This window comes from Vibrio sp. R11-SG3-ISO9, from assembly GCF_059834255.1.
Map to the genome: position 1 here is coordinate 1 of NZ_JCBDGU010000055.1, position 21,689 is coordinate 21,689.

The 21,689-nt window shown below is 46.5% G+C and carries 21 protein-coding genes; all 21 read left to right on the forward strand.

Going from position 1 to position 21,689, the window contains the following annotated elements:
• Positions 1 to 714 precede the first annotated feature (714 nt).
• The 21 genes from AC6R05_RS20645 to fliQ all read left to right on the forward strand — a co-directional run bounded on the left by AC6R05_RS20645 (position 715) and on the right by fliQ (position 21,686).
• On the forward strand, positions 715 to 1,845 hold the full coding sequence (locus tag AC6R05_RS20645) for a flagellin (protein ID WP_032549674.1): 1,131 nt from the start codon (positions 715 to 717) through the stop codon (positions 1,843 to 1,845).
• Between the two features lie 82 nt (positions 1,846 to 1,927).
• Positions 1,928 to 2,353, forward strand: a complete 426-nt coding sequence (gene flaG, locus AC6R05_RS20650; protein ID WP_239842564.1) for a flagellar protein FlaG — start codon at positions 1,928 to 1,930, stop codon at positions 2,351 to 2,353.
• Between the two features lie 22 nt (positions 2,354 to 2,375).
• On the forward strand, positions 2,376 to 4,403 hold the full coding sequence (gene fliD, locus AC6R05_RS20655) for a flagellar filament capping protein FliD (RefSeq protein ID WP_500648493.1): 2,028 nt from the start codon (positions 2,376 to 2,378) through the stop codon (positions 4,401 to 4,403).
• Between the two features lie 3 nt (positions 4,404 to 4,406).
• The gene (gene fliT, locus AC6R05_RS20660) at positions 4,407 to 4,712 is read left to right on the forward strand and encodes a flagellar protein FliT (RefSeq protein WP_285466440.1); all 306 of its coding nucleotides are present in this window, start codon (positions 4,407 to 4,409) and stop codon (positions 4,710 to 4,712) included.
• Positions 4,713 to 4,724: 12 nt separating this feature from the next.
• On the forward strand, positions 4,725 to 5,135 hold the full coding sequence (gene fliS / locus AC6R05_RS20665) for a flagellar export chaperone FliS (RefSeq protein WP_008218262.1): 411 nt from the start codon (positions 4,725 to 4,727) through the stop codon (positions 5,133 to 5,135).
• Positions 5,136 to 5,364: 229 nt separating this feature from the next.
• On the forward strand, positions 5,365 to 6,831 hold the full coding sequence (locus AC6R05_RS20670; protein WP_032549669.1) for a sigma-54 dependent transcriptional regulator: 1,467 nt from the start codon (positions 5,365 to 5,367) through the stop codon (positions 6,829 to 6,831).
• A gap of 157 nt (positions 6,832 to 6,988) precedes the next feature.
• Entirely contained in the window at positions 6,989 to 8,032 is a 1,044-nt protein-coding gene (locus AC6R05_RS20675; protein WP_285466439.1) for a sensor histidine kinase, read from the forward strand.
• A gap of 30 nt (positions 8,033 to 8,062) precedes the next feature.
• Positions 8,063 to 9,472 carry a sigma-54-dependent transcriptional regulator gene (locus tag AC6R05_RS20680; RefSeq protein WP_500648494.1) on the forward strand — a complete coding sequence of 470 codons (1,410 nt, stop codon included), beginning with the start codon at positions 8,063 to 8,065 and terminating at the stop codon, positions 9,470 to 9,472.
• A 146-nt stretch (positions 9,473 to 9,618) separates the two neighbouring features.
• Entirely contained in the window at positions 9,619 to 9,930 is a 312-nt protein-coding gene (gene fliE, locus AC6R05_RS20685; protein ID WP_032549664.1) for a flagellar hook-basal body complex protein FliE, read from the forward strand.
• A gap of 16 nt (positions 9,931 to 9,946) precedes the next feature.
• Positions 9,947 to 11,689 carry a flagellar basal-body MS-ring/collar protein FliF gene (gene fliF / locus AC6R05_RS20690; RefSeq protein WP_150871436.1) on the forward strand — a complete coding sequence of 581 codons (1,743 nt, stop codon included), beginning with the start codon at positions 9,947 to 9,949 and terminating at the stop codon, positions 11,687 to 11,689.
• Positions 11,682 to 12,740, forward strand: coding sequence for a flagellar motor switch protein FliG (gene fliG / locus AC6R05_RS20695; protein ID WP_032549661.1), 1,059 nt, complete (start codon positions 11,682 to 11,684; stop codon positions 12,738 to 12,740). The genes fliF and fliG overlap by 8 nt, the downstream gene beginning before the upstream one ends.
• 188 nt (positions 12,741 to 12,928) lie before the next feature.
• The gene (fliH, locus tag AC6R05_RS20700; protein WP_500648495.1) at positions 12,929 to 13,729 is read left to right on the forward strand and encodes a flagellar assembly protein FliH; all 801 of its coding nucleotides are present in this window, start codon (positions 12,929 to 12,931) and stop codon (positions 13,727 to 13,729) included.
• The gene (gene fliI, locus AC6R05_RS20705; protein WP_500648496.1) at positions 13,729 to 15,048 is read left to right on the forward strand and encodes a flagellar protein export ATPase FliI; all 1,320 of its coding nucleotides are present in this window, start codon (positions 13,729 to 13,731) and stop codon (positions 15,046 to 15,048) included. The genes fliH and fliI overlap by 1 nt, the downstream gene beginning before the upstream one ends.
• Positions 15,049 to 15,102: 54 nt before the next feature.
• Entirely contained in the window at positions 15,103 to 15,540 is a 438-nt protein-coding gene (fliJ, locus tag AC6R05_RS20710) for a flagellar export protein FliJ (protein WP_032549657.1), read from the forward strand.
• A gap of 176 nt (positions 15,541 to 15,716) precedes the next feature.
• Entirely contained in the window at positions 15,717 to 18,080 is a 2,364-nt protein-coding gene (locus AC6R05_RS20715; RefSeq protein ID WP_500648497.1) for a flagellar hook-length control protein FliK, read from the forward strand.
• A 54-nt stretch (positions 18,081 to 18,134) separates the two neighbouring features.
• Positions 18,135 to 18,623: a flagellar basal body-associated protein FliL gene (fliL, locus tag AC6R05_RS20720; RefSeq protein WP_032549757.1), complete on the forward strand. Its 489-nt coding sequence runs from the start codon at positions 18,135 to 18,137 to the stop codon at positions 18,621 to 18,623.
• Between the two features lie 7 nt (positions 18,624 to 18,630).
• A complete protein-coding gene (gene fliM / locus AC6R05_RS20725; protein ID WP_032549655.1) occupies positions 18,631 to 19,674 on the forward strand; it encodes a flagellar motor switch protein FliM in 1,044 nt (347 codons plus the stop codon).
• A gap of 24 nt (positions 19,675 to 19,698) precedes the next feature.
• Positions 19,699 to 20,109, forward strand: a complete 411-nt coding sequence (fliN, locus tag AC6R05_RS20730) for a flagellar motor switch protein FliN (protein ID WP_004739851.1) — start codon at positions 19,699 to 19,701, stop codon at positions 20,107 to 20,109.
• Positions 20,109 to 20,501 (forward strand): flagellar biosynthetic protein FliO, encoded by a 393-nt coding sequence (gene fliO / locus AC6R05_RS20735; protein ID WP_500648498.1) that lies wholly within the window; start codon positions 20,109 to 20,111, stop codon positions 20,499 to 20,501. The genes fliN and fliO overlap by 1 nt, the downstream gene beginning before the upstream one ends.
• 64 nt (positions 20,502 to 20,565) lie before the next feature.
• Positions 20,566 to 21,405: a flagellar type III secretion system pore protein FliP gene (gene fliP, locus AC6R05_RS20740; RefSeq protein WP_500648514.1), complete on the forward strand. Its 840-nt coding sequence runs from the start codon at positions 20,566 to 20,568 to the stop codon at positions 21,403 to 21,405.
• 11 nt (positions 21,406 to 21,416) lie between these two features.
• Positions 21,417 to 21,686 (forward strand): flagellar biosynthesis protein FliQ, encoded by a 270-nt coding sequence (gene fliQ / locus AC6R05_RS20745; RefSeq protein WP_004739854.1) that lies wholly within the window; start codon positions 21,417 to 21,419, stop codon positions 21,684 to 21,686.
• Positions 21,687 to 21,689 lie beyond the last annotated feature (3 nt).

The window sequence follows — 21,689 nt, forward strand, 5'->3', positions numbered from 1 at the left end:
TTAGCCTTCTAGGTTAATCAAATAAAAGTGGCATTGCATTTGTCAGTGCCTCTTCCACAAATTAGCTCGTGGTGAGAGATGAGCGCTAAACAAACCCAGCTTCGGCTGGGTTTTCGCGTTTTTGGTATTTGGTAAAGTGTTTTGGGATATCTAATTGTGTCGTTGGTGGCGAGAGAGATTCCATATCTCGCTCGTTCCTCGCGGTAGGGAATGACGATAAATGGGCAACCGGTAACTAACTCTATATGTTCTAAACAGTCATCCCAGAGCCGAGTAGAACGAGGCATCAGGGATCTCGTTCTTGCTCAGGTACAGATAAAGGGGCCGATTGTCACTTGTAAAGGAAGCGTTCTATTTCTTTGATAAAAGGTGATGACCACCACCTCAATATCAAACGCAGTTAAATATCGACGCTTTCACAGTAAATTAATAAGTAACCATGTGCTTATAAATCCATCAATAGTTGAAACTTTAGCGAATATCGCCCGATTAATTGAACTACGATCACACTTTCTCTTGTTATTGAAAATAAAACCAAAAAAATCGATTTTTTTGTTAAAGCTTCTAATCAAAGCGCCGTTAAAGGGATTGAGAGAAATGAGATGTGCCAATGTGAGGTGAGAGACACAGCGGTACATCAGACAATATTGATGTGTGCTTTATGTGAGGTGAGAGTCACTGGCGTGCATCAGAAATGCCTAAAGGAGATCAACTATGGCAATTAATGTAAACACTAACGTGTCTGCAATGACGGCTCAGCGCTACCTAAATGGCGCGGCTGAAGGTACTCAAAAATCAATGGAGCGTTTGTCTTCTGGCTATAAAATCAATAGCGCAAAAGACGATGCTGCAGGCCTACAAATCTCGAACCGCTTAACGTCTCAAAGCCGCGGCCTAGACATGGCTGTGAAGAATGCGAACGACGGTATTTCTATTGCACAAACGGCTGAAGGTGCAATGAATGAGTCTACAAATATTCTGCAACGTATGCGTGACCTTTCTCTACAATCTGCAAACGGTTCAAACAGTAAAGCTGAACGTGTTGCAATCCAAGAAGAAGTAACAGCACTTAACGACGAGCTAAACCGTATCGCTGAAACAACATCTTTCGGTGGTAACAAGCTTCTAAACGGTACTTACGGTAGCCAATCTTTCCAAATCGGTGCGGATTCTGGTGAAGCTGTAATGCTATCTATGGGTAACATGCGTACTGACACTCAAGACATGGGTGGTAAGAGTTACACAGTTGAAGAAGGTAAAGACTCTTCTTGGACAGTAGCGGCAGGTTCTGACCTAACGATGAAGTACAAAGACAAGTTTGGTGAAGAGCAAGAAGTAAATATCTCTGCAAAAGCGGGTAACGATATTGAAGAACTTGCGACTTACATTAACGGTCAAAGTGAAGACGTTAAAGCTTCTGTCGGTGAAGGCGGCAAACTACAACTGTTCGCTTCAAGCCAAAAAGTACAAGGTGATGTTGAGTTTGGTGGTAGCCTATCTGGCGAGCTAGGTCTTGGCGACGGTAAAGAAGTAACTGTTAACGATATCGACGTAACTTCTGTAGCGGGCGCTAACGAAGCTGTTTCTATCATTGATGGTGCGCTTAAGTCTGTAGACAGCCAACGTGCTTCTCTGGGTGCTTTCCAAAACCGTTTTGATCACGCAATCAGCAACTTAGATAACATCAACGAAAACGTTAATGCATCTAAGAGCCGTATCAAAGATACTGATTACGCGAAAGAAACGACAGCTATGACGAAGTCTCAAATCCTACAACAGGCGAGTACTTCAATCCTAGCTCAAGCGAAGCAATCGCCATCAGCAGCTCTAAGCTTATTGGGCTAAGCTTACTTAGTAGGCGGCAATAGAGGTCTACCTTGGTAGGGCTCTAATGCCATGGCTCATTTAAGGTCGGAAGGAGAGTGTCATGGAAATATCATCCAGCGCATCGAACGTCCAGCCTTATGGCTCACCTAATGGCATTAAATTTGCATTCGATGAAGGTAGCAGTGCGCCAAGTGTTTCTAAACCACTAGAAGTTGCACCCAAAGAAAAGGTAGAAAAATCGCAAGAGGATGCTACCGAAGCGGCGATTCAATTAGCTCAAGATAGACAAGAGCTGAATAAAGAAGAGCGCGTTAAAATGGTAGAGAAGATGAATGAGTTTATCTCTTCTATCAACAAGGGTGTCGCCTTTAAAGTGGATGAAGAATCGGGTAGAGATGTGGTGACGATATACGAAGCCACAACAGGTGATATTATTCGCCAAATACCAGATGAAGAAATGCTTGAGATTTTAAGGCGCCTAGCGGCCCAAACCTCAAATAGCGGGCTATTGGAGGCGAAGGTTTAAGTCGTATTATTGAGGTGATTTGATGAGTTTAGGCCCACTTGGGATGTCGTCTGGCATGGATATCAACTCCATGGTCAGCAAAATTGTAGATGCGGAGCGCGTACCTAAGCAGCAACGTATCGACAATGAAAGAACGCGAATCGATTCCAGCATTAGTGCCTATGGAAGACTCAGAGAATCGCTTGATTCGATGAAGAACTTAATGACGAACTTTCGTCAGGAAAAAGCTTTCGCTGTGAGAACAGTTGAAAGTACCGATGACGGAGTTGTGTCTGCAACCGCTACTACGGATGCAATTGCAGGCAAATATGCCATCGATGTGTTGCAGCTTGCCCAAAGCCATAAAGTGGCTTCTGATGTTCTATCGGAAGACATGAAATTTGGCCCAGGTAAGCTGCAGGTTTCGCTTGGTGAGAAGAGCTTTGATGTACAAGTCGGTGAGCGCTCGAAACTTATCGACGTTGTACGAGGTATCAATGGCGCAAGTAATAACCCGGGTGTTCGTGCCTCGGTCATCAACGACGTTGAGGGTCCTCGCCTTATCGTCGCGTCAAACCTATCTGGTGTGGAGCAACAGATCAGCATTAATGTTGACGCTCAGTCGGATAATCCCCTCAAAAAACTTGAATACAAAACTCTTGAAGAGCGCGTAAAAGCCTTAGAATCGGCACGTCTCGCTGCTCAAGAGATCCTTTCAGAGCCTGCTCCAGGGCAAGAAACTGCCCCTATCGAAGCGGCAACTGAAACACCACAAGAGTTGGATGCTGATGGCAACCCTGTGCCACAAGAAGCGTCTGATTCTGAAAACCTACCGCTTGATTCAGAACTCGCTCAAGACCCAAGCAGCCAAACTTTTGGAGAGGCAGCTGCCGCAGCTGGCCAAGCAGCATTAGATGCAGCGAAGGCATCGGCTTCTGTTATGCCAGAAGACAATATCCCCGGTTGGACAGAAACTGCGTCAGGTACCTTGCTCGACTCCTATTACACGCCTGAGTTGGAACTGGATGAGAAAGCGATAGAGAAGGCGCCGGATGTTCCGGGTTGGACTAATGCCGCATCGGGCACATTGACAGACTCTTACGTGACACCGAAAGAAGCTCAGCAAAAGCTTGAGGCTGAGCAAGCTCGTATCGAAGAGAAAACCGCTGAAGAGAAGGCAGCGCTAGCAGAACGTGTTGCCAAGGGCGAGATTACTGAACAACAAGCTAAAGAGATTGAGCGTTCAAAACTTCCTCAAGAAGAGCGAGAGCACCTAGAAAAAATCGATAAAGCTCAAGCGGATCTAGAGAAAGCGCAGAAATCTTTTGATACCTATAGTGGTATGACTGAGGTTCAAGCGGGCCAAGACTCCATGGTTGTATTGGATGGCGTGGCTCAGCTTTCGAGTAACAACAATGTGATTGAAGATGCAATTGAGGGTATCGACATCACAGTAAAAGGCAAAACACCTAAAGATAAAGCTCCTGCAGAGATTGGTGTTGAGTATGACCGTGGTAGTGTGCGTCAGGATATTGAAGCCTTTGTTGCATCATACAATCAGTTCTACCAAGTGTCACAGAGCTTATCGGGTGTCGATCCGACCACTGGTCAAAAAGGACCATTGGCTGGTGATAGCACAGTGAGAAACGCAGACTCACGTTTGAAAAGTGTGTTCTCAACCAGCATTAAAGATGCGCCGCCAGATATCAGTTCCCTAACTGAGTTTGGTATCACCACAACTCGTCAAGGTACCCTCGAAATCAACTACGACATGTTGGACCGCCAATTGAACAACAACTTCGATAAGTTGGGTGATTTTTTTGGTGGTAACAATGGTTTTGCCAAAAAGGTGGAAGACGCCATTCAAGGCATTACAGGTGTAACAGGCTCAATTCGAACGCGTGAACGAAGCTTGGTTGAACAGAACTATCGTTTGGTCGATGACCAAGCGGCACTTGATCGCCGCATGGAAGGGTTGGAAAGTCGCACCCACGCTCGTTTTACTGCGATGCAAGAAGCGACCGGCAAAATGCAGTCCCAGTTGGGCAGTATGATGAATGCGTTGGGCTAATAGATGATGGACGAACTTCAGAAGCTTTGTGAACTAGATCAACAAATTATGGCTAAGTTCGAAATAAGTGAAATTAATACTGAAGAAATAATGACGCTTGTCGATAACAGAGAACAGTTGTTGCAAAACGTGCTTCATTTATTGGATTCACACCCCGACGTTAAGCAAAGCTCGGAATGGTACAATGCCATTACGAGAACAAGAAAATTGGTTGAATTGATGCAAACGGAAACGACACGAGTCGGCAAAGACTTGAAGAAGTACCGCCACGGAAACAAATCAGTTCAACAGTATAAAAAGTTTTTATAGAAGAGGTTTACTATGCGCGGTTCTTTACAGGCATATAAAAAGGTATCAGTGGATAGTCAGCTTACTGCTGCCTCACCCCATAAAATTGTTCAAATGTTGATGGCAGGTGCAATCGAACGTCTTATTCAAGGTAAGGCGGCGATGCAAGCAGGGAATATTCCTGTTAAGGGTGAGCGTCTGGGTAAAGCGTTAGACATCATTATTAGCCTTCGTAGCTGTCTATCAATGGACGATGGTGGTGATATCGCTAAAAACCTAGATCAACTTTATGAGTTTATGATCACTCAAATTTCTGCGGCGAATCACAAAAATGACCCTCAACCTATTGATGATGTGATTGATATCATCCGCGAGATTAAGAGCGCTTGGGACCAGATCCCGAATGAATATCACAATTTAACCTCTGCTGAAGTGGGTATTTAGAGAAAATTCAAAGTTCTAACCGATCTCACATGAGTTAATTGGTTGGTTGCCTTATTTTTTTAATCAAATAAAATAGAAGCCATTAGATAGCCTAATGGCTTTTTTTCGTTGCTGATTTTCATAATTTGTCTATCGTTAATCTTATCAATGATACTTTTTTCTGTTTTATAGATTACGTTGCTTAATGTTTTCCGCATCACACCAATAATAAAGGCAATACATCCTACTTATGCAAGGTTTGTCAAAACTGCTTGTCGTAGACGATAATGCTCAAGAGCGTCACAATTTAAGCACAATATTAGAGTTTGTAGGAGAGGGCTGCGAAGTTGTCAGCTCTGAACAAGCACACAAGGTCGACTGGTCTCAACAGTGGGCGGGGTGCATTATTGGCTCTATTAAGGGCAACGGCTTCACATCTTTACTCAATGAACAGCTGATCAACGCTAACCATATCCCCTTGTTAGTGATGGGCAAGCACAACTATTCTGTGGATGAGTTAACCAACTATGTTGGTGAGCTAGAACTGCCACTCAATTACCCGCAACTTAGTGATGCATTAAGGCATTGCAAAGACTTCTTAGGCCGAAAAGGCGTTAATGTCGTCTCATCAGCACGCAAAAATACTCTGTTTCGCAGCCTAGTCGGTCAAAGCTCTGGTATTCAGGAGGTACGTCACCTCATCGAGCAAGTCTCTTCTACCGAAGCAAACGTGTTGATCTTAGGTGAGTCGGGTACGGGTAAAGAGGTTGTAGCACGTAACATTCATTACCATTCAAAACGCCGTGGTGGACCTTTCGTTCCTGTGAACTGTGGTGCTATCCCACCAGACTTATTGGAGAGCGAACTTTTTGGTCACGAAAAAGGGGCATTTACCGGTGCGATTACCGCACGTAAGGGCCGCTTTGAACTGGCAGAAGGTGGAACCTTATTCCTTGATGAAGTTGGTGATATGCCAATGGCGATGCAGGTAAAACTGCTACGCGTATTGCAAGAACGTTGTTTTGAACGTGTAGGCGGCAACGCAACGCTGCAAGCTAATGTACGTGTCATTGCAGCAACACACCGCAATCTTGAGAGCATGATCGATGATGAAGCGTTCCGCGAGGACCTTTACTACCGATTGAATGTGTTCCCAATTGAGATGCCTGCACTGCAAGAACGTAAAGAAGACATTCCGTTATTACTACAAGAGTTGATGACGCGTATGGAAGCGGAAGGCAGCATGCCGATCTGCTTTACGCCACGTGCTGTTAATTCTTTGATGGAACATGACTGGCCAGGCAACGTTCGCGAGTTGGCGAATTTAGTTGAACGTATGGTTATTCTGTATCCAAACAGCTTAGTTGATGTGAACCATCTGCCAACTAAGTATCGCTATAGTGATATCCCAGAGTTCCAACCAGAGTTCAATAGCTTTGTGTCGGAAGAAGAGCAAGAACGCGACGCATTAGCAGATCTATTCTCTGAAGATTTCAGTTTTGATCAACAAGATGATCTCAATGATAACGCCAATGCTCCTCAAGAGCTGCCGCCAGAAGGTGTAAACTTAAAAGAGTTACTCGCTGATTTGGAAGTGAATATGATCAACCAAGCTTTGGAAGCTCAAGGCGGTGTGGTTGCTCGTGCGGCAGACATGTTGGGTATGCGACGTACAACCCTTGTTGAGAAAATGCGCAAATACAATTTGCAGCGATAAATCCTACTGAATACGGTAGCTCATAGAGAACCCTGATCTACCTTTTAATCAGAGATAGCCGAGTTGTTGACGGCTTAACTATGTGATAAATATAGCGAATAGCCTGATGTGTGTGGTGCATGTCAGGCTATTCTAGTATTTGAGGCCAATTTTTTATATGCACGCATCTGACCAACCAGAAAACCAATCACACTTAGACTCTGTTGAGCAGCAAGTTGAGCGATACAAGCAAGTACTCGATGTGATGCCTGCTGGCGTTATCTTGTTGGATACTCAGGGTGAAGTTAGAGAAGCTAACCCTGAAGCCCACCGCATATTAGGTGTCGAGCTGGTGGGAGAGAAGTGGTTCTCTGTGATCCAGAGTGCATTTGATCCCAAAGACGATGATGGCCACGAAATTTCACTGAAAAATGGACGTAAAGTTCGTTTGGCGATCTCAGCATCAGCCACTGGTCAGCTGATCTTAATTACTGATCTGACAGAAACTCGACTGCTTCAATCGCGTGTGAGTGATCTTCAAAGACTCTCTTCACTAGGAAGAATGGTCGCCTCTTTGGCGCACCAAGTTCGTACACCATTGTCCAGCGCTATGCTCTATGCTTCTAATTTAGCTGCGCCAAATTTGCCACCTGCCACAAAAACGCGCTTTCAAACTAAGCTTATGGATAGACTGCATGACCTTGAGAAGCAGGTTAATGATATGCTGTTGTTCGCTAAAGGTGGTGATAACAAAGTCGTGAAGCCATTTACGGTGTCAGAGTTGATCGCTGAATATCAGCCGATGGTCGAGACGGCACTCAAGACCAACAACATCGATTATTTCCAAGAAGTCGAAGGTGAAGAGACGCAAATGTTTGGTAATGCCAATGCCATTGCTTCTGCTTTGAGTAACTTGGTTCTCAATGCTGTACAGATTGCGGGTAAAGAGTCGCAAATCGATGTGTTTTTCCGACCGGTGAACGGCGAGCTTAAGATCTCGGTTCAAGACAGTGGCCCTGGTGTACCGAAAGAGCTGCAAGGAAAGATCATGGAGCCGTTTTTCACTACGCGCTCTCAAGGCACAGGTCTTGGTTTGGCTGTGGTACAGATGGTGTGCCGCGCTCATGAAGGGCGATTAGAATTAATATCAGAAGAGGGCGATGGCGCATGCTTTACGATGTGCTTACCACTAGAACGCACCTCTACTGCTGAAAGTATTTAAGTTTTAACTGAATTTACACTGGAGAATCACATGGCTCAAAGCAAAGTGTTAATCGTAGAAGATGATGAAGGTCTACGTGAAGCCTTGGTCGATACGCTCGCGCTCGCTGGCTACGAATGGCTAGAAGCGGACTGCGCGGAAGATGCTCTGGTCAAGTTAAAGTCTAACTCCGTTGATATCGTCGTATCCGATGTTCAGATGGCGGGCATGGGCGGATTAGCCCTATTAAGAAATATCAAACAGAACTGGCCGAATCTGCCAGTGCTATTGATGACAGCTTACGCCAACATTGAAGATGCTGTTGCCGCGATGAAAGAAGGCGCGATTGATTACATGGCTAAGCCATTCGCACCAGAAGTCCTTCTGAATATGGTGAGCCGCTATGCACCGGTTAAGTCTGATGACAACGGCGATGCTGTGGTTGCCGATGAGAAGAGCCTTAAGCTATTAATGTTGGCTGACAAGGTGGCTAAAACCGATGCTAATGTGATGGTTCTTGGTCCAAGTGGTTCGGGTAAAGAGGTGATGTCGCGCTACATCCATAACGCTTCTAACCGTAAAGATGGTCCATTCGTTGCGATTAACTGTGCTGCGATTCCTGACAATATGCTTGAAGCAACCCTGTTTGGTTATGAAAAAGGGGCCTTCACTGGTGCGATTCAAGCGTGTCCGGGTAAGTTTGAACAGGCACAGGGTGGTACAATTTTGCTAGATGAGATCAGTGAGATGGATCTTAATCTTCAGGCTAAACTGTTACGTGTGCTGCAGGAGCGTGAGGTAGAACGCCTTGGTAGCCGTAAGAGCATTAAGCTCGACGTTCGTGTGTTGGCAACCAGTAACCGTGATTTAAAACAGTATGTCTCGGAAGGTAATTTCCGTGAAGACTTGTATTACCGACTCAATGTATTCCCAATCTCTTGGCCGCCACTATGCGAACGCAAGGGAGATATTGAGCCACTAGCTAAGCATCTAATTGAACGTCACTGCACCAAGCTGGGGATGCCTGTACCAACGATTTCGGCTGATGCAATCGGCAAACTGGTGAGCTACCGATGGCCAGGAAATGTACGAGAATTAGACAATGTTGTACAGCGTGCGCTAATATTGAGCGAACAAGCTAACATCTCTGGAGAGCATATTTTGCTTGAAGGTGTAGATTGGCAAGATGCCAGCGGCCTACAGCAAATTGTTGAAGGTAACGATGTAGCAACGCCAGATGTTAAACCAATCGCCGAAGCCAACCCTGTTACTAAAGTCTCCTCTGCAGGCGAAGGATTGGGCAATGAATTGCGTGATCAAGAGTACGCGATTATTCTCGAGACGCTGATCGCTTGTAATGGTCGTCGTAAAGATATGGCTGAGAAATTGGGCATCAGCCCGCGTACTCTGCGCTATAAGCTGGCGAAAATGCGTGATGCTGGGATAGATATCCCAAACTAAGATACGATTAATCCTGCATTGAATGTGGACATAGAGTACGATATTTAATCACTCTGCCACTGTCTTTTTATAGACAGTGGCACATTAATTGCTCTATCAATAGTACAGCAACAAAGAAAGTCATAATTTTGACTCTGAGGTAGTAAATGAGAATAGATGGTTTACAAGGCGAGATGCAGGCAATGATGGTCGAAGCTGCAAACACGCGTCCGGCGGCGACTGGACAAACGGTTGGTGCAGATTTCGGCAATATGTTGACGCAAGCCATCAATAACGTGAACTCGTTACAGAAAACCTCAGGAGATCTTCAAACGCGTTTTGATAGCGGTGATGAGAGTGTCTCTCTCTCCGACGTAATGATTGCTCGAAATAAATCTAGTGTGGCTTTTGAAGCGACGATTCAGATCAGGAACAAACTGGTTGAGTCGTACAAAGAGCTGATGAATATGCCGGTATAGTGTTAGGTAGTAGATAGTGGCAGAAAATAGTCAAACAACAGATTTAGCCGTTAGTGATGCGAATGACCATGCACTCGTTGCAGGGGCCGACGTAGATAACGAAGGGCAAAATCCCGATCTAGGTGAGCGCAGTTCATCGAAGTTCGACATGGCAGTAGGTGATCTTGATCTCCTGCGTCAGGTTGTACTTGTTCTTTCGATCTCTATATGTGTCGCATTAATCGTGATGCTGTTTTTCTGGGTAAAAGAGCCAGAAATGCGTCCGTTAGGTGCGTATGAGACTGAAGAACTGATCCCAGTGCTTGATTACCTTGATCAGCAAAAAATCGAATACTCATTAGAAGGCAATACCATTTCGGTTCCGGCCAGTGAATATAACTCATTGAAGCTGGACATGGTGCGTGCCGGTCTGAATCAAGAGAAAAACGCAGGTGACGATATCCTAATGCAGGATATGGGCTTTGGTGTATCTCAACGTCTTGAACAAGAGCGTTTAAAGTTAAGCCGTGAGCGTCAGCTAGCTAAAGCGATCGAACAGATGAAACAGGTGCGTAAGGCACAAGTTTTGTTGGCGTTGCCAAAACAGAGTGTGTTTGTTCGTCACAATCAAGAAGCATCAGCTTCCGTATTTTTGACGCTTAAAACGGGGACCAATCTCAAGCAACAAGAAGTAGATTCTGTTGTGGACATGGTTGCTAGTGCTGTCCCTGGAATGAAAACGTCACGAATTACCGTGACCGACCAACATGGTCGTCTACTAAGCTCTGGTTCTCAAGACCCAGCTTCAGCGGCTCGCCGTAAAGAGCATGAATTAGAGCGTAATCAAGAGCAGGCACTTCGTGAAAAGATTGACTCTGTATTGATTCCAATTCTTGGTTTTGGTAACTACACAGCGCAAGTAGACATTCAGCTTGATTTCAGTGCTGTCGAACAGACTCGTAAGCGTTTTGACCCAAATACTCCTGCAACGCGCAGCGAGTACACGCTAGAAGATTACAACAACGGTAATACCGTGGCAGGTGTACCGGGTGCTTTGAGTAACCAACCGCCGGCGGATGCATCGATTCCACAAGATGTGGCACAAATGAAAGATGGCTCGCTAATGGGGCAAGGCTCGGTTCATAAAGAAGCAACACGCAACTTTGAACTGGATACCACCATCAGCCATGAACGTAAGCAGAGCGGCACGGTTAACCGTCAAACGGTTTCAGTCGCGATTAAAAACCGTCAGTCTGTGAACCCAGATACCGGTGAAGTGGTTCACACACCACTGAGTGAAACAGAGATTAATGCGATCAGACAAGTTCTGATTGGTACGGTTGGTTTTGATGAAGGCCGTGGTGATTTGTTGAATGTATTGAGCGTTCAATTTGCACCGCAAGTGACTGATGTATTGCCAGATGTGCCTATTTGGGAACACCCGAACTTCAACGATTGGGTTCGTTGGTTTGCAAGTGCACTCGTCATCATTGTTGTCGTTCTTGTACTGGTTCGCCCAGCTATGAAGAAACTGCTTAACCCAGCTGAAGACACTGATGATCAAGCATACGGCCCTGATGGACTACCGATTGGTGCCGATGGCGAGACTAGCCTGATTGGCAGCGATATTGAAGGTGGTGAACTGTTCGAGTTTGGCTCAAGCATTGACTTACCAAACCTTCATAAAGATGAAGATGTGTTGAAAGCAGTACGTGCTCTGGTAGCAAATGAACCAGAGCTAGCGGCTCAAGTAGTTAAGAATTGGATGGCAGATGGCTAACGAAATTGTTCCACAAGGTGAAGGTGGAGAAGTAGCAGAAGTTGCGAACGTCGATATCGCGTCAATTTCTGGTGACGAACGCGCAGCGATCTTGTTGTTAAGTCTTAACGAAGAAGATGCTGCGGGTATTATCCGACACCTTGAACCAAAACAGGTTCAGCGTGTGGGTAGTGCGATGGCGCGTGCAGCTGACCTTTCTCAAGAGAAAGTAGGCGCAGTGCACCGTGCCTTCCTAGACGATATTCAGAAGTACACTAATATCGGTATGGGTAGCGAAGACTTTATGCGTAATGCGCTGGTGGCTGCTCTGGGTGAAGATAAAGCGAATAACCTTGTTGACCAGATCCTTCTGGGTACCGGCTCGAAAGGTCTCGATTCGTTGAAGTGGATGGATCCTCGTCAGGTTGCGAGCATCATCATCAATGAGCACCCGCAGATCCAAACTATCGTACTCTCGTACCTAGAGGCGGATCAGTCGGCAGAGATCTTGTCGCAGTTCCCTGAGCGTGTTCGCTTAGATCTGATGATGCGTATTGCGAACCTTGAAGAAGTTCAACCGTCAGCACTGGCTGAGCTGAACGAAATCATGGAGAAACAGTTTGCGGGTCAAGCTGGTGCTCAAGCGGCTAAGATTGGCGGCCTGAAGGCAGCGGCAGAGATCATGAACTACATGGACAATAACGTCGAGGGCGTGTTGATGGATCAAATCCGCGACCAAGACGAAGATATGGCAACTCAGATTCAAGATCTTATGTTCGTATTCGAGAACCTTATCGAAGTCGACGACCAAGGTGTTCAGAAGTTGCTGCGTGATGTACCACAAGACGTTCTTCAGAAAGCACTTAAAGGCGCTGATGAAGGTCTACGCGAGAAGATCTTCAAGAACATGTCTAAACGTGCTGCCGATATGATGAGAGACGATATCGAGGCGATGCCGCCAGTGAAAGTATCGGATGTTGAAGCTGCTCAGAAAGAGATCTTGGGCATTGCGAGGAAAATGGCCGACAGCGGTGAGATTATGCTGTCTGGTGGTGCCGACGAGTTCCTATAAGTTAGAAACGACTAAGCCCCACACTGATGGGGCTTTTCTTTATCGATTTCATTGTTATTTTTCGTTTACATAAACGGCGCGCTTGAACGGTTTGTTCTTGCTCGCTTCTCAACTGCCCATTGCGTTCTAAACTCTATGGATTGAAGTATGGTTATGTAGACTCTTGGTCTATTTGATAGGTATTTATTATGTCAGGTGATAGAAAACGCGGCTTTTTCCGTCCCGATGAGGACAACACGGTAGCGGAACCTCAAAAGTGGGGGCTGCCTGATTATACGTCTGATACGCACCAACAAGCGAAAGAGACGGCTTTCAACTACGACCCAAGCTGGATGCCAACCGTAGAAGAAGCGATTGAAGACGAAGAGTTGGTGCTGACCGAAGAGCAGATCGAGCTAATTAAGCAAGGTGCCTATCAAGAGGGGCTGCATCAAGGTCAAGAAGCGGGCTTCAAGCAAGGCTATGAAAAAGGCAAAGAAGAAGGCTTTGCTGCAGGTCATGCGGAAGGTACCGAAGCGGGTAAGCTTGAAGGTGTAACTGCTGGGCAAGAGTATATTCAGCAGCAAGTCGCAATTTTTATGGGACTTGCCAACCAATTTGCTCAACCTTTAGAGCTGATGAATGCTCAGGTTGAAAAACAGCTCGTCGATATGGTGCTGACCATGGTTAAAGAGGTGGTGCATGTTGAAGTGCAAACCAACCCTCAGATTATTCTTGATACCGTGAAAGAGTCAGTCGAGTCTCTACCTATCTCAGGCCACGCGATCACGCTTAAGTTACACCCTGAAGATGTCACCATCATTCGTTCTGCCTATGGTGAAACAGAATTGGATTGTCGCAACTGGACGCTTATAGCTGAGCCTGCGTTGAATCGCGGTGATGTTCAGATCGAAGCAGGTGAATCGAGCGTGAACTACCGTATGGAAGATCGTGTGCGTCAGGTTATTCAAAATTTTTGTGGCGTGAATCGTCATCAAGGTAACGAATAGTGTTAGCGCTTGCAGAACGCCTTGGCCAATACAAGGTCGACGGTCTTAAATCTCGTCCGATCGCCTCGGGCAAACTTGTCCGTGTGGTTGGACTTACTTTGGAAGCGACGGGGTGTAAGGCGCCGATCGGCAGTCTTTGTCTCGTCGAGACCATGTCCGGCCATATGGAAGCAGAGGTAGTTGGCTTTTCTGGAGACAATCTTTTCTTAATGCCGAGCGAGCAAATCACCGGCATCTTGCCCGGTGCTCGCGTTACACCAATGACCAGTGAGAGTGGTATTCCAGTTGGTATGGAACTGCTTGGTCGCGTGATTGACGGTGTGGGTAACCCATTAGATGGGTTAGGCCCGCTTTATACTGAAAATCGCGCCTCATTCAATGCCGAGCCAATTAACCCATTGGCACGTAAGCCTATCTCAGAGCCTTTGGATGTTGGCCTAAAAGCGATTAACGGCCTTCTTACCGTAGGCAAAGGTCAACGTATTGGCCTGTTTGCAGGTTCTGGTGTTGGTAAGTCGGTGACACTTGGAATGATGACTCGAGGTACAACCGCGCAAGTGGTGGTCGTGGGTCTGATTGGTGAGCGTGGACGAGAAGTTAAAGAATTTATTGAAGAGATCCTAGGTGAGGATGGCCGTAAGCGTTCGGTTGTCGTAGCCGCTCCTGCCGATGCGTCACCTTTGATGCGACTTAAGGGCTGTCAAACGGCGCTTACAGTAGCGGAGTACTTCCGTGACCAAGGCCTTGATGTTCTGCTGTTGATGGATTCACTGACCCGTTTTGCGCAAGCTCAGCGTGAGATTGCTCTTTCAGTGGGGGAACCGCCAGCCACCAAAGGTTATCCGCCATCGGTGTTTGCTAAATTGCCTGCGTTGGTTGAACGCGCTGGTAATGGCAGTGAAGATCAAGGCTCAATAACCGCTTTCTTTACAGTTTTGACCGAAGGGGATGATCTCCAAGATCCGATTGCCGATGCGTCGCGTGCGATTCTGGATGGTCACGTTGTCTTGTCACGTGAAATGGCTGATGCCGGTCACTATCCTGCGATTGATGTAGAGAAGTCGGTGAGTCGTGTTATGCCACAAATCACGTCAGAAGAGCATGTTCTGATGTCGAAAGCGGTAAGACAGGTACTGTCGATTTGTCGTAAGAACCAAGATTTGGTCTCTATCGGTGCCTATAAGCCGGGGACGGATCCAGCGATTGATAGTGCGTTTACGCTTAAGCCGAAACTTGATGAGTATCTGCAGCAGAAAATGAAAGAGACGGTACCTTATGATATGTGTGTCAATATGCTGAAACATGTGTTGGGAGGCTAGGTCTGTGAGGACGATTAATGATATGCCAGTGCTTAATAATCAGAGTGTTTGCTGATGGATAACGCACTTGAATTCTTGCTAGAGCAAGCAAAAGAGAAAGAGAATCAGGCGGTGTTGGCACTCAACAAAGCCAATGCTGAGCTGCAAGGTTATTACGAACAAGTCGCGCAGATTGAGAAATATCGCTTGGATTATTGTCAGCAATTAGTCGACCGCGGTAAAGCTGGTCTAACAGCGAGCCAATATGGGCACCTGAATCGATTTCTTACTCAATTAGATGACACGCTATCCAAACAAAAAGAGGCAGAAGGGCACTTCAAGAGCCAGGTTGATAACTGCCAAGAGTATTGGATGGAACTACGCAAACAGCGTAAATCATACGAATGGTTAATGGAAAAGAAGCAGAAAGAAAAAGCGAAGCTGCAAGACCAACGTGAGCAGAAACAGATGGATGAGTTTTCGACCCTGTTATACAGCCGACAACGTCGCTAGTTTTTCCCTCAACTTCACACTTTATTGACCTTTCTCACAGTATTGTTCTCTCAGGCATGTTTTTTGCTTTATTAGTTCTGTTATTACGCTCTTGAGTCTTTAGGACTCGGAGCTTCACTTTCTTTTTGCCGTTCCAAGTATCTTGGCGTCAAAGCGATTAGATAGAGCTTGTACATATGAATGTTAGTCCTTCTTCAAATTCAGTCACTAGCAAAGCCACTTCATTGCTGGAGCCAAGCGGATCTTCAGCACAAACGAGTGAGGGCGGTGAATCTAAAGGTTTCTTCGCTTCCCTCAAAGACGCACTGGGTCTGGGTGAAGAGGTAAAGGCTGAGCCAAGTAAAGCGAGCAAAGCTAGTGAGTCAGGCGATGCAGAGAAAGTGGCCTCTGACTCTGGTGATGCTGAAAAGTCTGAGAAAGTCGCGGATACAGTGAAGAAGGTCGATGGCGACGAACAAGTGACCGGTTCAAAAACAGCGTCACAGAGTGAAGATGCACTTTTAAAAGGCGAGAGCGACGATAAACCAGCAACCACTGACGGTAAGCAAATAACAGAGAGTAAAGCGGCTGACTCCAATAAGGCTGCGGCTAATGAGAGTGGTGCGCAGAAGTCGGGTGAATCTACAGCTGCTTCAGCGAAAGAGCAGGCACCTGTCGAAGGTATTTCTGCTGCTCAAAAAACGCAAGGTGTTGAGTCGCAATCAAAACCTTCAGTGGAGACAGACAAGCCTCAATCAGCTCAAGCGAATACGTCAGAACTAAAACACATTGATCCAAAAGCGTCGGATGCAAGTAAGGCATCGGCAGCTATGAGTGAAGGCAATAAACTGCTTGGTCAATTGGATGAGGCAAATAAAACCTTACAAGCACCAACAAACGGCAAAGCTTTGCCTCAAGCAGCAGCCACACCGGTGGCAGGCTTCAATGCTCAGTCGTCGCAAGCGATCAAGGCTGACTTGGCATCTAGTGCTGGTCCTATTACTCCAGCTGGTGTGTCGGCGGTGGCTCAACAGCCTCAGCATATGGCGATGATGAGTGCAGGTGTCCCTGCTGGTGTTTCAGTTGGCTCGGTCGGTAGTGAAGCAGTTTTACAAACGGATACTGCGTCCAAAGTGAATACGACTGATGCTCAAACTTCTCAACAGTTGGTCGCACTGGAACAAAAAGTAGCCATGATGACTAACGGCGTACCTGTGTCTCAACTCGACCAAGCACAAGTACAACAGTTGATGCAGCAAGGCGTGACACCGCAGCAACTCGAACAGTTAGTAAAAGCTGAGCAAAGCGCCATGAACTCTGCTTCTCAGCTTTCTCAATCGTCACAACCGTTAACGCAATCTGAACTGGAATTGGCAGCTGAAGTAGAAATGCATACTCAAGCCATCAATCAATTAAATACCCAGATTGAAGCCACTGAAGTGGTTGTTAATGAACTAGAGACCAAACAGTTAAGTGGCGAGGATCTTTCTGACGCCGAAAAGGCTACTTTAGCAAAAGCGTCGTCTGAACTAGTCGTGCTTCAACAGCAGCGTACGCAGTTAGTTGAGCAGGCGAGTCAGCTGTATAGCCAAGCGCCTGCAACGATCAATTGGGATGCACCTATGGAATCGTCAGAAGTTGCAACGGATAACCTCGAAGAGTGGGCAGTAACAGCGGCGGTAGCTGCGGGGGCAACTCAGCATGCAATGCAACAGAATGTCGCAGCAGATAAAGCTCAAGCAGCGCTAGCTCAGTCAAACCAAGCTCAAACGGTTCAAATGCAACAGGCTCAACAAGCGTCAGCCCAACAAGCATCTAATGCAGCGTCTGCACCCGTTTCAGCTCAGGCATCATCGATAGATCCTAACCTTGCCGCTGCACATAATGTTGCGGCTAATCCGATGGGCACAGAGATGTTAGCCGCTAAGGCCGCTTCCAAGGATGCAATTCTAAAAGCAGGTTCAGGAGCTGCAGCGCTGGCAGGTTTGGGGCGAGCAGCAGGCAAAGATGACAGCAAAGAGAGCAGTTTTGCTCAGCAAATAGCCTCAGCGGCAGGTGCACAAGGGACAACACCAGTCGGTTCAGCACCGACGCGAGCAGAAATTCAAGCGGCACAGCAAGCTCCACTTCAGCTGACTAAAGAGCTCGCCAATGAGCAAGTGGCTGAAAAAGTTCAAATGATGATGTCTAAGAATTTGAAGAATCTGGATATCCGATTGGACCCGCCGGAGCTTGGACAGTTAAAGATCCGCATGACAATGAACAATGATGTGGCGAATGTTCACTTTACCGTGACCAACCAGCAAGCCCGTGACGTGATTGAGCAGACATTACCAAGGCTACGTGAGATGCTTGCTCAGCAAGGTATGCAGCTTGCAGATTCATCGGTGCAGCAACAGAGTACCGGGCAAGGACAAGATCGCTACAACAGCGGTGAGGGTGGTGGACAATCAGGCTCAGGAAGTGCAAATGATGGACAAGGTGACGAAAACCTTGATAGCAGCAGCAATCTTGAATTGAATGTCGCGTCAAAGCGTGATGGAATTAGTTATTACGCCTAATATTAGGTGCACATCAGAGAGTTAGATGGTTTTAACGAAGAATTAGAGATAAGCATGGCAGAAGAACAAGAAGCACCCAAAGGCAAAAGTAAATTACTGATCATTATTATTGCCGTAGTCGTGTTGCTACTAGGTGGTGGTGGCGCAGCATTTTTCTTAATGGGCTCTGACGACAGCACAGCGGAAGCCGAAACCGAAGCGCAGGCGCCAGTGACTGCTGCCGAACCTGTCGCTTATGTAAATATTCCACAACCGTTCCTATTTAATGTCTCTGGAGACAAAAAGGATCGTCTGGTTCAGATTAAAGCGCAATTAATGGTGCGTGGCAGCAAGAATGAAGAGCTTGCTCGTTACCACTCTCCATTGGTTGAAAGTACTCTACTGGCTACGTTTGCCTCTGCGACTGTAGACCAGTTACGCTCACCAACAGGGCGCATCGAGCTAAGAGATAAAGCGACAGAAGATATCAAGGCGAGCCTGACTCAGGCCGTTGGACAACCTGTTATTGAAAAAGTGTTATTCACTGACTTTGTGATTCAGTAGGTAATCTGTGACCGATTTATTAAGCCAAGACGAAATTGATGCGCTGTTACACGGCGTAGATGATGTTGAAGAGGTAGAAGAAGTCTTAGAGACTGAGTCGGATAATGCCGTCAACTTTGACTTCTCCTCTCAAGATCGAATCGTCCGTGGTCGAATGCCGACCCTCGAGCTTATTAACGAGCGTTTTGCGCGTCATATGCGCATCAGCTTGTTTAATATGTTGAGAAAAACGGCAGAAGTCTCGATTAACGGCGTACAAATGATGAAGTTTGGTGAATACCAAAATACGTTGTACGTACCGACCAGTCTTAACATGGTGCGCTTCAGACCGCTGAAAGGTACGGCGCTGATCACCATGGAAGCACGTCTAGTATTCATTCTGGTAGAGAACTTCTTCGGTGGTGATGGTAGATTCCACGCCAAGATTGAAGGTCGTGAATTTACCCCAACTGAGCGTCGTATCATCCAACTGCTGCTTAAAATAGTGTTTGAAGACTACAAAGAAGCGTGGTCTCCAGTGATGGGCGTTGAGTTTGAATATCTAGATTCAGAAGTAAACCCAAGCATGGCAAACATCGTGAGCCCAACCGAGGTGATCGTTGTGAGCTCATTCCATATTGAAGTCGATGGCGGCGGCGGTGATTTCCACGTTGTTATGCCGTACTCCATGGTGGAGCCAATCCGTGAATTGCTCGATGCCGGTGTTCAGTCAGATAAGATGGAAACCGATGTGCGTTGGAGCACCGCTCTGCGCGATGAAATCATGGATGTACCGGTTAACTTCCGTGTAAACCTTCTTGAGCAAGATATCTCGCTGCGTGACCTAATGGAGCTACGTCCGGGTGATGTCATCCCAATGGATATGCCAGAACATGCGACCATGTTTGTTGAAGAGCTCCCAACCTATCGTGTGAAAATGGGGCGCTCTGGAGAGAAGCTAGCCGTACAGATATCAGAGAAGATTGAACGACCACACGTGGTTAAAACAGACCTTGCGTTCTTGGGTAAAGACTTGATGTCTGAACTTGAGAATGATGAAGACAACGAATAATAAGTACGAAAATAGGATTTGGTAATGGAACCTAGTGAAGATCAAAAGTTGGCAGACGAATGGGCTGCCGCACTTGGTGAAGATCCGTCGGCACCTTCGATTGACGTGGACGACGTGTTAGCGGCACCACTGGATGAGTTGACTGATTCTTCCTCGCCAATCTCTGAAGATGAGCGTCGTAAGCTCGACACCATCATGGATATTCCGGTGACTATTTCTATGGAAGTTGGTCGTTCGCAAATCAGTATCCGTAACTTGCTGCAATTAAACCAAGGTTCAGTAGTAGAACTTGACCGTATCGCGGGCGAATCTTTGGATGTGATGGTTAACGGAACCTTGATTGCCCATGGCGAAGTCGTTGTGGTTAATGACAAGTTTGGTATTCGTTTGACCGACGTAATCAGCCAGACAGAACGTATTAAGAAGCTGCGTTAATGGCAGTGTGGATTCAAGCGCTGGTGATGGGGGTAATCATGGCCCCTTCTTATGCATTTGCTGCCGCGCCAGACCTCGATTTAGCGACCACATTTGGGTCGCTAATTTTGGTTATAGGCTTCATTTTATTTCTTGCTTGGCTTCTTAAGCGTATGCAAGTACCTGCGATGGCCAATCAGCAAGGTTTGTCGATCATTCGCCAGATTCCGGTAGGCACTAAAGAGCGTATCGCGATTGTTCAAGCGGGAGAAGAGCAGTTCTTGGTTGGCATTACCAGCCAATCGATTCAGCTAATCTCAAAGCTGGAAGAGCCTTTATCAAAAGAGATGTTGGAAAAAAATACCTTTTCAAATCAACTCTCTCAGTTAATGAAGAAAGATGCCAATAAGTAACGGATTTACTCATTCAACGAGTCACAATTTCACTTCAGCTCTTACATCAGTATGTATCACACTCATGCTGATGGTGCCGCTATTGTTGAGCCAATCTGCAATGGCGCAAGCCGAAGATGGACCAATTCCAGCAAACATCGCAGGATCTGAGTCCGTTACGGTCAGCACAATGCAGCAAGATCAAGCGTCAGCTCAAACCATTACCACAGGTAGCCTCACTGGCAGCGGTGGAGGTATTCCTGCCTTTACCATGACTACCAATGATGAAGGTGGCGAAGACTACTCGATTAACCTGCAGATTCTGGCGCTAATGACTATGCTGGGCTTCTTGCCGGCTATGGTTATCTTGATGACGTCGTTTACGCGTATCGTAGTTGTGATGTCTATCTTGCGTCAGGCGATGGGTCTGCAACAGACGCCATCTAATCAAGTGATTATTGGTATCGCTATCTTTTTGACCTTCTTTATCATGTCTCCGGTGATCAATCAGGTAAACGAACAAGCCGTTCAGCCATACTTGAATGAACAAATCTCCGCTCGACAGGCGTTTGACGTGGCTCAGGAGCCGATCAAAGCCTTTATGCTAAAGCAGACTCGAATTAAAGACTTAGAGACCTTTGTTCAGATCTCTGGCGCTGAAGTGCAAAACCCAGAAGATGTATCGATGGCGATTCTGATACCTGCGTTTATCACCTCTGAGCTTAAGACGGCATTCCAGATTGGCTTCATGCTGTTCTTACCATTCTTGATCATCGACCTTGTTGTCGCCTCGGTATTGATGGCTATGGGTATGATGATGCTCTCGCCAATGATCGTATCGCTACCATTCAAACTGATGCTGTTTGTATTGGTTGATGGCTGGAACTTGATACTCTCCACCCTCGCCGGCAGTTTTGCCTTGTAGCTGGGGGAAACATGAATCCAGAGATATTTGTCGAGTTATTTAGGGATGCACTTTGGATGGTACTCATCATGGTATGTGCCATCATCATCCCGAGTTTGTTAATTGGTCTGGTTGTGGCAATTTTCCAAGCCGCGACCTCGATTAACGAACAAACCTTGAGTTTCTTACCCCGTCTGATTGTGACGCTTTTAGCTTTGATGCTGTTTGCGCACTGGATGACGCAGATGATGATGGAGTTCTTTTTCGAACTCATTGAGCGTCTGCCGCAAGTCTTGTACTAACGC

Excerpts from the sequence above, each read along its gene's own strand:
- fliT (WP_285466440.1), top strand. The coding sequence starts at position 4,407 with ATGATGGACGAACTTCAGAAGCTTTGTGAACTAGATCAACAAATTATG.
- AC6R05_RS20680 (WP_500648494.1), top strand. The coding sequence starts at position 8,063 with ATGGCTCAAAGCAAAGTGTTAATCGTAGAAGATGATGAAGGTCTACGT.
- fliH (WP_500648495.1), top strand. The coding sequence starts at position 12,929 with ATGTCAGGTGATAGAAAACGCGGCTTTTTCCGTCCCGATGAGGACAAC.
- fliD (WP_500648493.1), top strand. The coding sequence starts at position 2,376 with ATGAGTTTAGGCCCACTTGGGATGTCGTCTGGCATGGATATCAACTCC.
- fliE (WP_032549664.1), top strand. The coding sequence starts at position 9,619 with ATGAGAATAGATGGTTTACAAGGCGAGATGCAGGCAATGATGGTCGAA.
- fliN (WP_004739851.1), top strand. The coding sequence starts at position 19,699 with ATGGAACCTAGTGAAGATCAAAAGTTGGCAGACGAATGGGCTGCCGCA.
- fliS (WP_008218262.1), top strand. The coding sequence starts at position 4,725 with ATGCGCGGTTCTTTACAGGCATATAAAAAGGTATCAGTGGATAGTCAG.
- AC6R05_RS20675 (WP_285466439.1), top strand. The coding sequence starts at position 6,989 with ATGCACGCATCTGACCAACCAGAAAACCAATCACACTTAGACTCTGTT.
- AC6R05_RS20670 (WP_032549669.1), top strand. The coding sequence starts at position 5,365 with ATGCAAGGTTTGTCAAAACTGCTTGTCGTAGACGATAATGCTCAAGAG.
- fliG (WP_032549661.1), top strand. The coding sequence starts at position 11,682 with ATGGCTAACGAAATTGTTCCACAAGGTGAAGGTGGAGAAGTAGCAGAA.
- fliJ (WP_032549657.1), top strand. The coding sequence starts at position 15,103 with ATGGATAACGCACTTGAATTCTTGCTAGAGCAAGCAAAAGAGAAAGAG.
- fliP (WP_500648514.1), top strand. The coding sequence starts at position 20,566 with ATGCTGATGGTGCCGCTATTGTTGAGCCAATCTGCAATGGCGCAAGCC.
- AC6R05_RS20715 (WP_500648497.1), top strand. The coding sequence starts at position 15,717 with ATGAATGTTAGTCCTTCTTCAAATTCAGTCACTAGCAAAGCCACTTCA.
- flaG (WP_239842564.1), top strand. The coding sequence starts at position 1,928 with ATGGAAATATCATCCAGCGCATCGAACGTCCAGCCTTATGGCTCACCT.
- fliO (WP_500648498.1), top strand. The coding sequence starts at position 20,109 with ATGGCAGTGTGGATTCAAGCGCTGGTGATGGGGGTAATCATGGCCCCT.
- fliL (WP_032549757.1), top strand. The coding sequence starts at position 18,135 with ATGGCAGAAGAACAAGAAGCACCCAAAGGCAAAAGTAAATTACTGATC.
- fliQ (WP_004739854.1), top strand. The coding sequence starts at position 21,417 with ATGAATCCAGAGATATTTGTCGAGTTATTTAGGGATGCACTTTGGATG.
- AC6R05_RS20645 (WP_032549674.1), top strand. The coding sequence starts at position 715 with ATGGCAATTAATGTAAACACTAACGTGTCTGCAATGACGGCTCAGCGC.